The organism is Aquamicrobium ahrensii (genome assembly GCF_040545755.1).
GTDB classification, from domain to species: domain Bacteria; phylum Pseudomonadota; class Alphaproteobacteria; order Rhizobiales; family Rhizobiaceae; genus Mesorhizobium; species Mesorhizobium ahrensii.
The window spans coordinates 146,134-159,258 of sequence record NZ_JBEPMN010000002.1 but is presented as its reverse complement, the minus strand read 5'-3'; the positions used below and the strand labels follow the sequence as shown (position 1 = coordinate 159,258).

The following is a 13,125-nucleotide window of genomic DNA, read 5'->3' as shown; positions in this document are numbered from 1 at the left end:
AAGCGTCGAAAGAGCCCGCTAGCTAGGCCCGGCACATTACAACGCGATGACAGGTCCCGGACAGGTTGATGACAAAGCTGCCCGGCGTGCTTGACAGCACCGGCGACCTGCAACATAGATGGCTTCATTCCGAGGGGAGCGCTGTACGGCGCTGAGATGGCGATGAGCCAGACCCTTGAACCTGATCCGGGTTATGCCGGCGTAGGAACGGAACAAGGGCCTTCGGGCAATCCTGCCAATTCTTCGCACACCTGGATCTCCATGATGACAAGTCGGGAGATCGCCATGACGTTCAAATCCAAAGTCCGCCCGCCGACGCCACGCTCCTTCTAGGAGGGCGGAGCCATGTCGGCTGTCCCGGCAGCGTTGCGCACCGCTCTTGTGCTGCTGGCCTCATGGCAGGTGATCGTCGTCGCCTTCGCCCCGCCACGCTACATATTGCCGGCGCCGCTCGACGTGGCGGCCGCTTTTCGTCGGCAGCCGCTCTATCTTCTCGACAACACGCTCGTGACGCTGGCCGAGATCGCCGCCGGCTTCGTGGCGGGCGCGCTCGCCGGCATCGCCACCGCGCTTGCCGTGGCTCTGTTTCCGCGCCTCGGGCGGGCAATCTGGCCGGTGGTGCTGGTGCTGCAGGCCTTTCCGGTCTTCGTCATCGCGCCCTTGCTGGTTCTGTGGTTCGGCTTCGGCATGGCCTCGAAAGTGGTGATGACGGCGCTTATCATCTTCTTCCCCGTCGCCTCCGCCTTCGCCGACGGCCTGCGGCGCACGCCGCCGGAGATCGTCGACGCCGCCGCGCTCACCCCGGCCACCCACCGCCGGACGCTGTTCCTGCTGCGCATGCCGCTCGCGCTTCCAGCGCTGGTTTCCGGCCTCAGGGTTGCAGCGCCGCTTGCTCCGCTGGGAGCGGTGATCGGCGAGTGGGTCGGCGCATCGGCCGGGCTCGGGTTCGTCATGGTCCAGGCCAACGCCCGCATGCAGACCGACACGATGTTCGCGGCCATGAGCATCATCGCCATTCTTGCTCTGGCGTTGCGCCGGCTCGTCGACGCACTCGCTCCGCTTCTCACGCCATGGGCGCGGGAAGACGACTTCTCCTCCACAATCCGACAAAGGAAACCGCAATGATCCGCACCTGCGCGCTCGCGCTCCTGCTCTCCACCGCCGCGGCAGGCGCAGCCCACGCCGCCGACAAGCTCACCGTGATGCTGGAATGGTTCGTCAATCCCGACCACGCGCCGCTGGTGGTGGCGAAAGAGCTCGGCCTGTTCGATGAAGCCGGGCTGGAGGTGGAGCTCGTGCCGCCGGCCGACCCTTCGATCGTGCCGCGCGCCGTCGCCTCCGGCAAGGTCGAGATCGGCGTCCACTATCAGCCAAACCTCTATCTCGACCATGACGCCGGCGTTTCGCTGGTGCGTTTCGGCACGCTGGTCGAGACCCCGCTCAACACGCTCACCGTTCTGGCCGATGGCCCGATCAGGGAGTTGAAGGACCTTGAAGGCAAGAAGATCGGCTTCTCCGTCTCCGGCTTCGAGGACGCCATCATCGGCCGCATGCTGGACAATGCCGGAGTGGACAAGGACACGATCGAGCTGGTCAATGTCAATTTCGCGCTGTCGCCGTCGCTGATCAGCGGACAGGTGGACGCCACCATCGGCGGATACCGCAATTTCGAGCTGACCCAGATGAAGCTCGAAGGCCATGAAGGTCGCGCCTTCTTCCCCGAGGAGCACGGCATTCCGGTCTATGACGAACTGATCTTCATCACGAGGCCGGAACTGGTCAAGGACGATCGCCTCAAGCGCTTCCTCGCCGCCGTGGAAAAAGGCGCGATCCACCTCACCAACCATCCCGAAGAGGGTTGGAATCTGTTCGTGAAGGCGCATCCGGACCTCGATGACGAACTGAACCGGCAGGCCTGGATCGACACGCTGCCCCGCTTCGCCAAGCGGCCTTCCGCGCTCGACCAGACGCGCTACGCCCGCTTCGGCGCATTCCTTGAGGAAAGCGGGCTGATCAGGAAAGCCCCTGCGGTCGAGGAAATCGCGGTGGAACTGCAATGAGCGCGGCCCTTCCCGAGCGGGCGTCTGATCTGCTGGACGGGATGCGTCGGCGACGCCCCCGCGTCCATTGCCTGATGAATGGCGTGGTTCCCAAGCTGGTGGCCGATGGGCTTTCAGCGCTGGACGCGATCCCTTCCATGACTTCCTCGCCGGAGGAGGTCGGGCATTTCGTCGCCAGGGCCGACGCGCTGCTGGTCAATCTGGGCACGCTGGATGCGCAGCGCCGCGAGGCTATCGGCATCGCGGTGAGCGTTGCGGCCGAACGGGGGCGGCCATGGGCGCTGGACCCCGCCCATTGCGACTACTCTCCGCCGCGCGCCGCCTTCGCGCAGCAATTGCTGACGCGCGGCCCCGCGGTACTGCGCGCCAATGCAGCCGAATACGACCTGCTTTCCGTACCGGCTGGAGTCGTAGCGGTCAGGACCGGCAAGCAGGACCGCATCGCGCAAAACGGCGCGACGTTCTCGGTAGCCAACGGCCATCCGCTGGCTGCGATGGTGACGGGAACCGGATGCCTGTCGGGGGCCCTCATCGCCGCCTTCCTGGCCATCGAAACCGATGCGTTCATGGCCGCAAGCGCCGCCATGCTCATCTTCGGCGTCGCGTGCGAAATGGCCGGCAAGACGGCATCCGGTCCGGGCAGCTTCGAGCCTGCCCTGCTCGACGCTCTGGCCGCCCTCTCCGGCGATCACATTCTTCAGCATGCAAGGATAGCTCATGAACAAGGTTGATTACCGGCTCAACGCCATCATCGACGGCAGCCTGCGCCCGGTGGGAAAACTGGCCGCTCTGGCCGGCATCGCCGCCCGCAACGGCGCGACCATCATCCAGTATCGCGACAAGGACGCGTCGACGCGGCAGATGATCGCCGAGGCCGAAGCAATCCGCGCCGCCCTCGCCGGCGTCGGCGTGCCCCTGCTGGTCAACGACCGCGTGGACGTGGCGCTGGCGGGGGGCGCGGACGGCGTGCATCTCGGCCGCGACGACATGTCCGCCGAAACCGCGCGCCGCCTGCTCGGACCCGACGCTATCATCGGCCTGACGGTGAAGAACGAGGCGGACGCCGACGCGGCCATCGCCGCGCCCATCGACTACGCCTGCATCGGCGGCGTGTTCGAAACGCTTTCCAAGAAGAACCCGGATGCGCCGGTCGGGCTCGACGGCTTCCGCACCCTGCGCGCACGCATGCGCGCGGCGAAACCCGGCCTGCCGGTCGGGGCCATCGCCGGCATCGACACGGTGCGCGCGGGCGAAGCCGTGCGGGCTGGCGCATCGGGCGTCGCGGTGATCTCCGCCATCTTCCGCGCCGATGACATCGCCGCCGCCACCCGCGAATTGCGCGCGGCGGTGGACGATGCGGGAGGCCGGCCATGACGGCCATCGCGCTCACCATAGCCGGCTCCGACAGCGGCGGCGGGGCCGGCATACAGGCCGACCTGAAAACCTTCTCGGCGCTCGGCGTGTTCGGAACCAGCGTCATCACCGCCATCACCGCCCAGAACACGCAAGGCGTGCGCGGCGTCGAGGACATCAGCCCCGGCATGATCGCGGCCCAGATCGACGCGCTCTACGACGACATGGAGATCGGCGCGGCCAAGATCGGCATGGTCTCGCGCATCGACACCATTACGGCAATCGCCGATGGCCTGCGCCGCTATCATGTGCGGCCGGTGATCGATCCGGTGATGATCGCCACCTCGGGCGACCGCCTGTTGCAGCCCGACGCCATCGACGCGCTGCGCACCAAGCTGCTGCCGCAAGCGGTCATCATCACGCCGAACCTGCCCGAGGCCGCTTTGCTGAGCGGCATGCCACTGGCCGAGGACGAGACGCAGATGATCGCGCAGGCCGAAATCCTTCTGCGCACCGGCACGGATGCTGTGTTGATCAAGGGCGGGCACGGCACGGGACCGGAAAGCACCGATCTCCTGCTCGACGGAAATTCGCTGGTGCGGCTGTCGCGTCCTCGCATCGACACGCCGAACACGCATGGCACCGGCTGCACCTTGTCGGCGGCCATAACGGCCGGTCTGGCGCGCGGCTTGCCGCTTGCCGAAGCCGTGGCGCAAGCCAGGGAGTATCTGCATAGAGCATTGCAGGCCGCGGCCGCGCTCGCCATCGGCAAGGGCAGCGGTCCGGTTCATCACTTCCATGGCTGGTGGCGCTAGGATGAAACGCGCCGGGCATTGGGCGGCTTTTTTGCAACGCGCGCTTGGGCACGCCTGCGGGGTCGTGCTCGGCCTGATGCTGGCGGCGGTGACGGCGACCACCCTGCAACGCTATCTGTTGGGCGGCGGTTTCCTCGGCATCGAGGAGGCCATGGTGTGGCTGCTTCTGCTCCTCGTCTGCCTGGGCTTCCCGATGGTCGCCCATGGCGCGCTGGCAATGCGGATTGAGCTTTTCCCGCGCACACGTAAAAGCCCCTGGACCGCCCTGCGCGAGACGGCGGCGGAAGCCTTCACGCTTGCCGCTTGCGCAGTGCTGGCTATCGCCGGCGCAAAGGCCGCGCTTGAGGTGGGTGGACATTCCGCCCTGCTCGGCCTCGGCGAATGGCTGCGGCCCACCGCACTCGCAGCAGCGGGTGCTGCCGGGTTTGCAATGCGGATTCTGGTTCTTTTCGCCGAAGGCCGCACCAGATTGCTAATGGGGGGCCTGGCGCTTGCGTTCGCAACGCTCGCCACTGTCTTCGCCGGGCTGTCGGTGGCGACCCTGCCATCCAGCCTCGCCGCCCTCATCGTGATCGGCGTCGGCATCGTCGTCGGCGCACCGCTCGTCCATGCCTTCGTGCTTGCAGCTTATATCGCGCTTGCTTTCGGCAGCCCGCTGGTGGAATCCGCGCTTGCGCTTTCGCTGCTCGGCGGCGTCGGCCGCTATCTTCTGCTCGCCATTCCCTTCTTCCTGCTGGCTGGCGGCTTGCTGAGCATTTCAGGCGCCGCCGGCGATCTGGTGCGTTTCGCGGCCGCCATGGTCGGCAAGCGTCGCGCCGGACTTGGGCAGACGGTGCTTTTGACCAGCGTGCTGTTTTCCGGCGTGTCGGGCTCATCCATCGCCAATGCGGCGTTCAGCTCCAAAACCTTCATGAAGCCGCTGACGGGGGCGGGCTACACGCCGGAGCGGGCCGCAGGCGTCATCGCCTCCACCGCGGTTCTCGACAACATCATCCCGCCATCCATCGCCTTTTTCATCCTCGCCGCCGCCACCAACCTGCCGGTGGGGCCTCTGCTGACGGGCGGGCTGTTCGCCGGCCTTGCGCTCGCGGCGGCCCTTGCCATCGCCATCCATTGCAAGGCGGGCATGGAAGGCCAGACCGCAGCCGAAACGGGCGTCTCGCGCTGGCGGTTGGCGCTGCGCGCCGCGCCCGTCTTCGGGCTCGGGCTGATCGTGGTGGCCGGCATCCGCCTTGGTGTCGTCAGCCCCACCGAAGCGGCCGCACTCGCCGCCGCCTACACCTTCCTGCTGGCGCTTTGGGGCCGTGGCGGCCGTGCCGGCATCTTCCCCGCGCTGCGACAGGCCGGCGTCGAGACCGCCGCCATCACCATGCTGATCGGAGCCGCCACGCCTCTCGCATTCCTGCTGGCCATAGATGGCGTCGGAACATGGGCGACCCGCCTTGCACTGTCGCTCGGCGAGAACCCGTTCATGGTCATGCTCGCCGCAAATCTCATCCTGCTTGGCGTCGGTCTCGTGCTCGACATCGGCGCGGCGATCCTGTTGTTCTCGCCGATCCTGCTGCCGCTCGCCGCCGCCGCCGGCATCGATCCGGTCGCATTCGGCGTGGTGGTGGTCGTCAACCTGATGATCGGCGGGCTGACGCCTCCGGTCGGCATTCTCGTGCAGGTCACCAGCGCCGCCAGCGGCGTGCCGGCCACGCGGCTGTTCGCCGCCACCCAACCCTATCTCGCCGCGCTTCTTCTGGCGCTCCTGTGCATCAGCATGGGCATCGCCGCCCACGCCGCCCTTCTCCGCTCCTGAAAGGACCAGCACCATGCGAATCAACCGCCGCACTTTCCTCGCCGGGTTCGCCGCCATGCCGCTCGCCATGCCCGCCCTGAAACGGGCGCAGGCGGCCACGCCTGTCGTCGCCGCCTCGCTGCTAGGCGACGACAAGCCCGAAACGCTGGTGTGGATGCACATACGCGACCAGGTGGAGCGCGAACTGCCCGGACGCTTCGCCTTCAACATCGTGCCGAACGCAGCCCTGGGCGGCGAGAAAGAGGTGATGGAAGGCGTCAGGCTGGGCTCCATCCAGGCCAGCCTTTCGACGCTCTCCAACCTTTCCGCATGGGCGCCGCAGACGCAGCTTTTCGATCTGCCGTTCCTGTTCCGCGACGCCGCTCACCTTGAAGCCGCGCTGGAAGGAACCTGCGGCGGCGACCTCAGCGAAAAGCTCGCCCTGGAAGGCATCGTCGCCCCCGTCTTCGTCAACTACGGCGCACGCCATCTTTTGTCACGCGAGCCGTTGCTTGCGCCGGATGACGTGAAGGGAAAGCGCATCCGCGTCATCCAGAGCCCCTTGCATGCGCAACTGTGGGAAAGTTTTGGCGCGCATCCCATCGCGCTGCCGATCACCGAGACCTATAACGCCCTCTCCACCGGCCATGTCGACACCATGGACCTGACCATATCCGCCTATGCGGGTTTCCGGCTTTACGAAGTGGCGCCGCAGACGACGCTCACCGGCCATATCCACGCCGCCGGCGCAGTCGTCTTCTCGGGCCGTTTCTGGGCCGGGCTGGACGAGGAAGCACGCTCCGTCCTGCAAAAAGCGGCCATCGAAGGCGCGCGCCACTTCAACGCGCTGATGGCGGTGGACGAAAAAACCTCGATGAAAATCGCCCGGGAAAACGGCGCGACATTCCACGAAGTCGCGGAACGCACGGCATGGGAGGGACCGGCGCGCAAAGTGTGGGAAAGCTTTGCCGGCCAGGTCGGCGGCATGGAACGGATCGAGGCCGTGGCCGCCACCGCCTGCCGCGCCTGATCGCGACGGGAACGATCAGGCGGCGCTGGGGCCGGGATCGTCGTCGGGGTCGAAGTCGACACCGGGGCCGGGGCCCGCAACCGGCGTCGCCCGGCGCGGCCGGAAGCTCACCACGTTGTGCTCTCGCCGGGCGGCGGCGCGCGCCTGCGCTTCGGGCTGGGACAGGATCTCATGCACCTGAAGGAGTTCAGCGCTCCCCTCTCCGGTTTCGACCCTGAAAACAGCACCTTCCGCCAGCCCGAGAAGAGCCAGGCCGCGCACGGTGCGCAGCGACAGCATTCCGGGCTTTTCGGCCGCCAATTCCTGCACGATCATCTGCGGTCCGCATTGGGTACGGTCAAGCAGATAGACCAGCCGCGTGTTGAGCGTCACCACATTCGGGGGGATGTCGTCGCGGAAATAGAGGGTGCTTTCGCGCACCTTGCGTTCGAGGAGCGACACAAAGGCGTCATGAGGCCCGCCGTGCCGTTCCAGCATGGCCTGGAGGATCGCATGATCCCTGGTCGTCAATTGGAAATGAGGCTCCGTCACCATGGCAAATCTCCCGCGGGAACGGGATGAGCCGTTCCGACGCCAGTCCGTTATGGCTTTCTGGATCATTCCCCTGATGCGAGCCGGCCGCACCAGGGGTCAGGAGCCTGCGATCAGGCAGCCCGCATGATGGAGGAACCTGTGCGGCGCACCGCAAACGAGGTGCGCGCGCACCTTCATCGCTTTCGGTTCAAACCATGCAGAGCCGAGCCGCATGGCCTGCCTCAGGAAGCTTCGACGACGTCTTCCACCGAGGTGATGGTGAGACGATGCGTGCGCCCGTCATTGGCGGTCCAGTCGATGGACTGGCCGACCTTGAGGCCGAGCAACGCCGTTCCGATGGGGGTCAGGATCGAGATCTTGCCCTGCGCAATGTCGGCGTCGGCCGGGTAGACCAGCGTGACGCGGCGCTTGTTGCCGTCGTCGGATTCGTAGTCGACGGTCGCGCCCATCTGCGCCGTGCCGTTCAGCGCGTTGCCGGAAGCCGCCACCTTGGCGCGCTCGAGCTCGTTAAGCAGCGCGTCGGCCATTTCCGGTTTCTTTTCCAGAAGGCCGTTGGCCAGTGTGGTCAGCCGCTCATGATCGGCCTTGCTGATGATGATGCTCGGTTTGCGCATGGCGTTTTCTGTCTTCGCTCTGCCGCCCGCAAGGGCGGTATGTTGAGCCCGAAGGTTTCCGCCTAAGGGCCTTCCGGTTGAAGGTGTTGGTGCCGTCCTGCACCGTGAAATTTCAAGATGGAACTCCCCCGGTCTCGGGGGAACGGCCCGAGCCGGGTCAGCATCCCATCAAGGGATGACTCCGAAGCATGATATGGGCCCACGATGTACTCATGCTCAATAGCTTGGATCATATTGGCCGTTTGTCAAGCAGGGCCGTGTCGTGAAGATGTCACTTGAACTTCAGGGGGGGGTCCATTAACTTTCGCGCATGAAGACGACCCTTAGACCCAGACAGGAGCCCGCGAGGTAAGCGGGCGTGTTGCCCGGACGCCGGAAATCGCGCGTCGCCGGGTCGTCATTTTCCATTCAAACGAATCTGGAACAATCCGCTTGGAGCGGCGGAGAAGGTTCCAAACAGCGTTTCCCCGAAATCCCGATTTGAAGCCCCCTTCAGGGCGGACTTCCGCGAGCAGGCCGAATGACCATCCAGACCCCGTACTATCTGATCGACAAGGCAAGCCTTCTCCGCAACATGGAGAAGATCGCCTATGTCCGTGAGAAGTCGGGGGCAAAGGCGCTTTTGGCGCTGAAATGCTTCGCCACATGGTCGGTGTTCGACTTCATGCGCCAGTACATGGACGGCACCACCTCTTCCTCGCTCTACGAGGTCCGGCTCGGCCGCGAGAAATTCGGCGGCGAGACCCACGCCTATTCGGTGGCCTATGCCGACTATGAGATCGACGAGGTCGTCTCCCACGCCAACAAGATCATCTTCAACACCATCGGCCAGCTTCAACATTTCGGCGACCGCGCCGGCGACATCGCGCGCGGCCTGCGCCTCAATCCGGGCGTCTCGTCTTCGTCCTTCGACCTCGCCGATCCCGCCCGCCCCTACAGCCGGCTGGGCGAATGGGATGCGGGGGAGGTGGAAAAGGTCATGGATCGCATCAGCGGCTTCATGATCCACAACAATTGCGAGAACGCGGATTTTTCGCTGTTCGACCGCATGCTGTCCCAGATCGAGGAGAAGTTCGGGTCGCTGCTCAGCCAAGCGGAGTGGGTCAGCCTCGGCGGCGGCATCCACTTCACCGGCGAGGACTATCCGCTCGACGCCTTCTGCGAACGCCTCGGCGCGTTCGCCGACCGCTTCGGCGTGCAGGTCTATCTCGAGCCCGGCGAGGCCGCGATCACCCGAAGCACCACGCTTGAAGTCTCCGTTCTGGACACGCTGTTCAACGGCAAGCAACTCGCCATCGTGGATTCCTCCATCGAAGCGCATATGCTGGACCTGCTGATCTATCGCGAAAGCGCCAGGGTGAAGCCGAACGAAGGTCCGCACCGCTACATGGTGTGCGGCAAGTCATGCCTCGCCGGCGACATTTTCGGCGAGTTCGACTTCCCGGCCGAACTGAAGACCGGCGACCGCATCTCCATTCAGGATGCGGCCGGCTACACCATGGTCAAGAAGAACTGGTTCAACGGCGTCAACATGCCGGCAATCGCGATCCGCGAACTGGACGGATCGGTCAGGGTGGTCCGCGAATTCGGCTTCGCGGATTACGAGCAAAGCCTGTCGTAGAAACAGGGCCTTTCAACTCCAGCCATAAGGAAATATCCCCCGGAATGAAGAAGAACGTGCTCATCATCGGCGCCGGCGGCGTGGCGCAGGTCGTGGCGCATAAGTGCGCGCAGAACAACGATGTGTTCGGCGATATCCATATCGCCTCTCGCACCCTTGCGAAGTGCCAGTCCATCGTGGACTCCGTCCGGGAAAAGAAAGCCCTCAAGACAGAGGGCGTGATCGAGGCGCACCAGCTCGACGCCATGGATGTCGAGGCGATCAGGGCGCTCATCACCAGCACCGACGCGAAGATCGTCATCAATGTCGGCTCCGCCTTCCTCAACATGTCGGTCATGTCGGCCTGTATCGAGACGGGCGCGGCCTATATCGACACCGCGATCCACGAAGACCCGGCCAAGGTGTGCGAGGCGCCGCCATGGTACGCCAATTACGAGTGGAAGCGGCGCGAGGAAGCCGAGAAGGCCGGCGTCACCGTCATTCTCGGCGCGGGCTTCGATCCGGGCGTCGTCAACGCCTATGCGAAGCTTGCCTATGACGACTATTTCGATCGCATCGATTCGATCGACATCATCGACATCAACGCCGGCAGCCATGGCCGCTGGTTCGCGACCAATTTCGACCCCGAGATCAACTTCCGCGAGTTCACCGGCCGCGTGTGGTCCTGGCAGGACAACAAGTGGACCGAGAACAAGATGTTCGAGATCGGCAAGGAGTGGGACCTGCCCGTCGTCGGCAAGCAGAAGGCCTATATGACCGGCCATGACGAGGTGCATTCGATCTCGCAGATCCTGAAGGTTCCCAATGTCCGCTTCTGGATGGGTTTCGGCGACCACTACATCAACGTCTTCACCGTTCTGAACAATCTGGGCCTCCTGTCCGAGAAGCCGGTGAAAACAGCGGAAGGGCTGGAAGTCGTGCCGCTCAAGGTGGTCAAGGCGGTGCTGCCCGATCCGGGCTCGCTGGCCCCCGGCTACACCGGCAAGACCTGCATCGGCGATCTGGTCAAGGGCGTGAAGGACGGCAAGGAGCGCGAGGTCTTCATCTATAACGTGGCCGATCATAAGGAAGCCTATAACGAGGTGGGCTCGCAGGGCATTTCCTACACGGCCGGCGTGCCGGCGGTGGCCGCCGCCCTGCTGGTCGCGACCGGCGAATGGGACGTGAAGAAGATGGCCAATGTGGAAGAGCTGCCGCCGCGCCCGTTCCTCGATCTGCTCGGCAGGATCGGCCTGCCGACCCGCGTGCGCGAAGGCGACGACGACCGCGCGCTGTAAAAAAGCGGCTCGACAGATGACAAAGGGCGGGCGAAATCACTTCGCCCGCCCTTTTGCATGGAACGCGGACAGCCGCTTTCAAGTCTTGAAAATCTGCGTCCATACCGCCATCTGGGAGCCGGATAATTCAGGGGCAATCCGAAATGACGACAACAGAGATGGAAACCAGAAGCTTCGAGGCCGACGTCGCCCGTCTTCTGCACATGATGGTGCATTCGGTCTATTCCGACCGGGACGTGTTCCTGCGCGAGCTGATCTCTAACGCCGCAGACGCCTGCGAGAAGCTGCGCTACGAGGCGATCGCGCGGCCCGAACTGCTGGGCGACGATCCGAAGCCGCGCATCGCCCTCTTCGCCGATGCCGAAAACAGGCTGCTCAGCATCGAGGACAACGGCATCGGCATGGACGGCGAGGAGATGACCGAGGCGCTGGGCACCATCGCCCGTTCCGGCACCCGCGCCTTCATGGAACGGCTGGAAGCGGCCAAGGGCGGCGAAAATGCGGAACTGGTCGGTCAGTTCGGCGTCGGCTTCTATTCAGCTTTCATGGTGGCCGAAAAGGTCGAGGTGATCTCGCGCCCGGCCGGCTCGGATGAAGCATGGCGCTGGTCTTCCGACGGCAAGGGCTCCTATTCGGTAGGCCCGGCAGCAATCGGGGATGCGCCGCCGCGCGGCACGCGCGTGGTGCTGCATCTCATGGAGGACGCCGCCTCCTGCACCGAGCCCCACCGGCTCGAACGGCTGGTCAAATCGCATTCGGGCCATGTGCCGGTGCCAGTCACGCTGGTGGAAAAGCCCGGCGCGGAGCCGCGCGAGATCGCCGACGGCACTGCCCTCTGGGTCAAGCCGAAGAGCGAGATCAAGCCGGAAGAGTACACCGACTTCTATCGCAGCGTCGCCGGCCAATATGACGAGCCCGCCACAACCATCCATTTCCGCGCCGAGGGGCGTCAGGAATACACTGTTCTGGCCTTCATTCCGGGCTCGCGTCCCTTCGACCTGTTCGACCCGGACCGCAGCGGCCACATGAAGCTTTATGTGCGGCGCGTCTTCATCACCGACGATGCGGAACTGACGCCGCGCTATCTGCGCTTCGTGCGCGGCATCGTCGATTCCGCCGACCTGCCGCTGAACATTTCGCGCGAGATGATCCAGCAGAACCCGCTTCTGGCCGCCATCCGCAAGGGCGTCACCAGCCGCGTGCTGAACGACCTTGCGAAACTGGCCGACAGCGATGCGGAGGCCTATGGCAGGATCTGGGAGAATTTCGGCGCGGTCATCAAGGAAGGCCTCTATGAGGATTTCGAGCGCCGCGAGCAGTTGCTCAAGCTGGTGCGGTTCAGCTCGACAACGCCCGGTGACAAGCCGCGCAGCCTCGCCGATTACGTGAATTCGATGAAGGAGGGCCAAAAGGCCATCTACTTCATGACTGGCGACGACCGCGCCCGGCTGGAAAGCTCGCCGCAGCTCGAAGGCTTCAAGGCGCGCGGCGTCGAGGTGCTGCTGCTGACCGATCCGATCGACGCGTTCTGGACGGCCAATGCGCCGGAGTTTGAGGGCAAGCCGTTCAAGTCGGTGACGCAGGGCGGCGCGGAGCTTGCCGACATTCCGCTGACCGATGCGGAAGCTAAGGACACGCCGCAAGCCCCGGCCGAAGTCGAGGGTTTCCTCGCCTTCGTCAAGGAAACGCTTGGCGACGACGTATCGGATGTGCGCGCCTCGGATCGCCTCACCGAAAGCGCCGTCTGCCTCGTCGCGCCGGAAGACGCGCTCGACCGCCAGTTCGAACGGCTGCTCAGCGCCGCCGGCCGGCTGGATACAGCGTCGAAGCCGATCCTTGAAGTCAACCCGCGCCACCCGCGCATCGCCGCGCTGGCGAAGCTTGGCGAAGGCGAACCGGAGTTCCGCAGCGACGTCGCCCACATGCTCTATGACGAGGCGCGCGTGCTGGACGGCGACCGCCCGGTCGATGCAAAAGCGTTCTCGCAGCGTCTGGCCCGGCTGATCGAACGCGGCCTGAGCCTTAAATAGCAAAAAAC

The 13,125-nt window shown here is 65.0% G+C and carries 12 protein-coding genes and 1 riboswitch; of the genes, 10 read left to right on the top strand and 2 right to left on the bottom strand.

Translation table 11 applies throughout. The annotated features are described in order from the left end of the window. Window positions 1-122: 122 nt before the first annotated feature. A riboswitch (TPP riboswitch) is annotated at window positions 123-225 on the top strand. A gap of 120 nt (window positions 226-345) precedes the next feature. From ABID44_RS03650 to ABID44_RS03620, 7 genes are read left to right on the top strand one after another with little or no spacing between them, the layout of a single operon-like run. Next, window positions 346-1,125 carry an ABC transporter permease gene (locus ABID44_RS03650; RefSeq protein ID WP_354150322.1) on the top strand — a complete coding sequence of 260 codons (780 nt, stop codon included), beginning with the start codon at window positions 346-348 and terminating at the stop codon, window positions 1,123-1,125. Further along, the gene (locus tag ABID44_RS03645; RefSeq protein ID WP_378226400.1) at window positions 1,122-2,060 is read left to right on the top strand and encodes an ABC transporter substrate-binding protein; all 939 of its coding nucleotides are present in this window, start codon (window positions 1,122-1,124) and stop codon (window positions 2,058-2,060) included. The genes ABID44_RS03650 and ABID44_RS03645 overlap by 4 nt, the downstream gene beginning before the upstream one ends. Next, window positions 2,057-2,791: a hydroxyethylthiazole kinase gene (locus tag ABID44_RS03640; RefSeq protein ID WP_354150321.1), complete on the top strand. Its 735-nt coding sequence runs from the start codon at window positions 2,057-2,059 to the stop codon at window positions 2,789-2,791. Before ABID44_RS03645 ends, ABID44_RS03640 begins: the two co-directional genes overlap by 4 nt. Then, on the top strand, window positions 2,778-3,434 hold the full coding sequence (gene thiE, locus ABID44_RS03635; RefSeq protein WP_354150320.1) for a thiamine phosphate synthase: 657 nt from the start codon (window positions 2,778-2,780) through the stop codon (window positions 3,432-3,434). The genes ABID44_RS03640 and thiE overlap by 14 nt, the downstream gene beginning before the upstream one ends. Beyond that, window positions 3,431-4,228 carry a bifunctional hydroxymethylpyrimidine kinase/phosphomethylpyrimidine kinase gene (gene thiD / locus ABID44_RS03630; RefSeq protein WP_354150319.1) on the top strand — a complete coding sequence of 266 codons (798 nt, stop codon included), beginning with the start codon at window positions 3,431-3,433 and terminating at the stop codon, window positions 4,226-4,228. Before thiE ends, thiD begins: the two co-directional genes overlap by 4 nt. Further along, window positions 4,212-6,032, top strand: coding sequence for a TRAP transporter large permease subunit (locus tag ABID44_RS03625; RefSeq protein WP_378226398.1), 1,821 nt, complete (start codon window positions 4,212-4,214; stop codon window positions 6,030-6,032). The genes thiD and ABID44_RS03625 overlap by 17 nt, the downstream gene beginning before the upstream one ends. A gap of 13 nt (window positions 6,033-6,045) precedes the next feature. Beyond that, window positions 6,046-7,041: a TRAP transporter substrate-binding protein gene (locus ABID44_RS03620; protein WP_354150317.1), complete on the top strand. Its 996-nt coding sequence runs from the start codon at window positions 6,046-6,048 to the stop codon at window positions 7,039-7,041. Between the two features lie 15 nt (window positions 7,042-7,056). Here the strand turns inward: ABID44_RS03620 and ABID44_RS03615 are convergent, their stop codons facing one another. Continuing rightward, window positions 7,057-7,575, bottom strand: coding sequence for a GreA/GreB family elongation factor (locus ABID44_RS03615; RefSeq protein WP_354150316.1), 519 nt, complete (start codon window positions 7,573-7,575; stop codon window positions 7,057-7,059). A 221-nt stretch (window positions 7,576-7,796) separates the two neighbouring features. Then, window positions 7,797-8,189 carry a nucleoside diphosphate kinase regulator gene (gene rnk / locus ABID44_RS03610; protein WP_354150315.1) on the bottom strand — a complete coding sequence of 131 codons (393 nt, stop codon included), beginning with the start codon at window positions 8,187-8,189 and terminating at the stop codon, window positions 7,797-7,799. Window positions 8,190-8,709: 520 nt separating this feature from the next. On the opposite strand from rnk, the gene ABID44_RS03605 reads away from it, so the two are divergent. From ABID44_RS03605 to htpG, 3 genes are all read left to right on the top strand, one after another. After that, complete coding sequence (locus tag ABID44_RS03605; RefSeq protein ID WP_354150314.1) at window positions 8,710-9,810, top strand: carboxynorspermidine decarboxylase; 1,101 nt, start codon at window positions 8,710-8,712, stop codon at window positions 9,808-9,810. Window positions 9,811-9,854: 44 nt separating this feature from the next. Continuing rightward, window positions 9,855-11,087, top strand: a complete 1,233-nt coding sequence (locus ABID44_RS03600; RefSeq protein WP_354150313.1) for a saccharopine dehydrogenase family protein — start codon at window positions 9,855-9,857, stop codon at window positions 11,085-11,087. 143 nt (window positions 11,088-11,230) lie between these two features. Next, window positions 11,231-13,117, top strand: coding sequence for a molecular chaperone HtpG (gene htpG / locus ABID44_RS03595; protein WP_354150312.1), 1,887 nt, complete (start codon window positions 11,231-11,233; stop codon window positions 13,115-13,117). Window positions 13,118-13,125: the final 8 nt, after the last annotated feature.

Coding starts and splice junctions, on each gene's coding strand:
- thiD (WP_354150319.1), top strand. CDS start 3,431: ATGACGGCCATCGCGCTCACCATAGCCGGCTCCGACAGCGGCGGCGGG.
- ABID44_RS03640 (WP_354150321.1), top strand. CDS start 2,057: ATGAGCGCGGCCCTTCCCGAGCGGGCGTCTGATCTGCTGGACGGGATG.
- ABID44_RS03620 (WP_354150317.1), top strand. CDS start 6,046: ATGCGAATCAACCGCCGCACTTTCCTCGCCGGGTTCGCCGCCATGCCG.
- ABID44_RS03625 (WP_378226398.1), top strand. CDS start 4,212: ATGGCTGGTGGCGCTAGGATGAAACGCGCCGGGCATTGGGCGGCTTTT.
- ABID44_RS03650 (WP_354150322.1), top strand. CDS start 346: ATGTCGGCTGTCCCGGCAGCGTTGCGCACCGCTCTTGTGCTGCTGGCC.
- rnk (WP_354150315.1), bottom strand. CDS start 8,189: ATGCGCAAACCGAGCATCATCATCAGCAAGGCCGATCATGAGCGGCTG.
- ABID44_RS03605 (WP_354150314.1), top strand. CDS start 8,710: ATGACCATCCAGACCCCGTACTATCTGATCGACAAGGCAAGCCTTCTC.
- ABID44_RS03615 (WP_354150316.1), bottom strand. CDS start 7,575: ATGGTGACGGAGCCTCATTTCCAATTGACGACCAGGGATCATGCGATC.
- thiE (WP_354150320.1), top strand. CDS start 2,778: ATGAACAAGGTTGATTACCGGCTCAACGCCATCATCGACGGCAGCCTG.
- htpG (WP_354150312.1), top strand. CDS start 11,231: ATGACGACAACAGAGATGGAAACCAGAAGCTTCGAGGCCGACGTCGCC.
- ABID44_RS03645 (WP_378226400.1), top strand. CDS start 1,122: ATGATCCGCACCTGCGCGCTCGCGCTCCTGCTCTCCACCGCCGCGGCA.
- ABID44_RS03600 (WP_354150313.1), top strand. CDS start 9,855: ATGAAGAAGAACGTGCTCATCATCGGCGCCGGCGGCGTGGCGCAGGTC.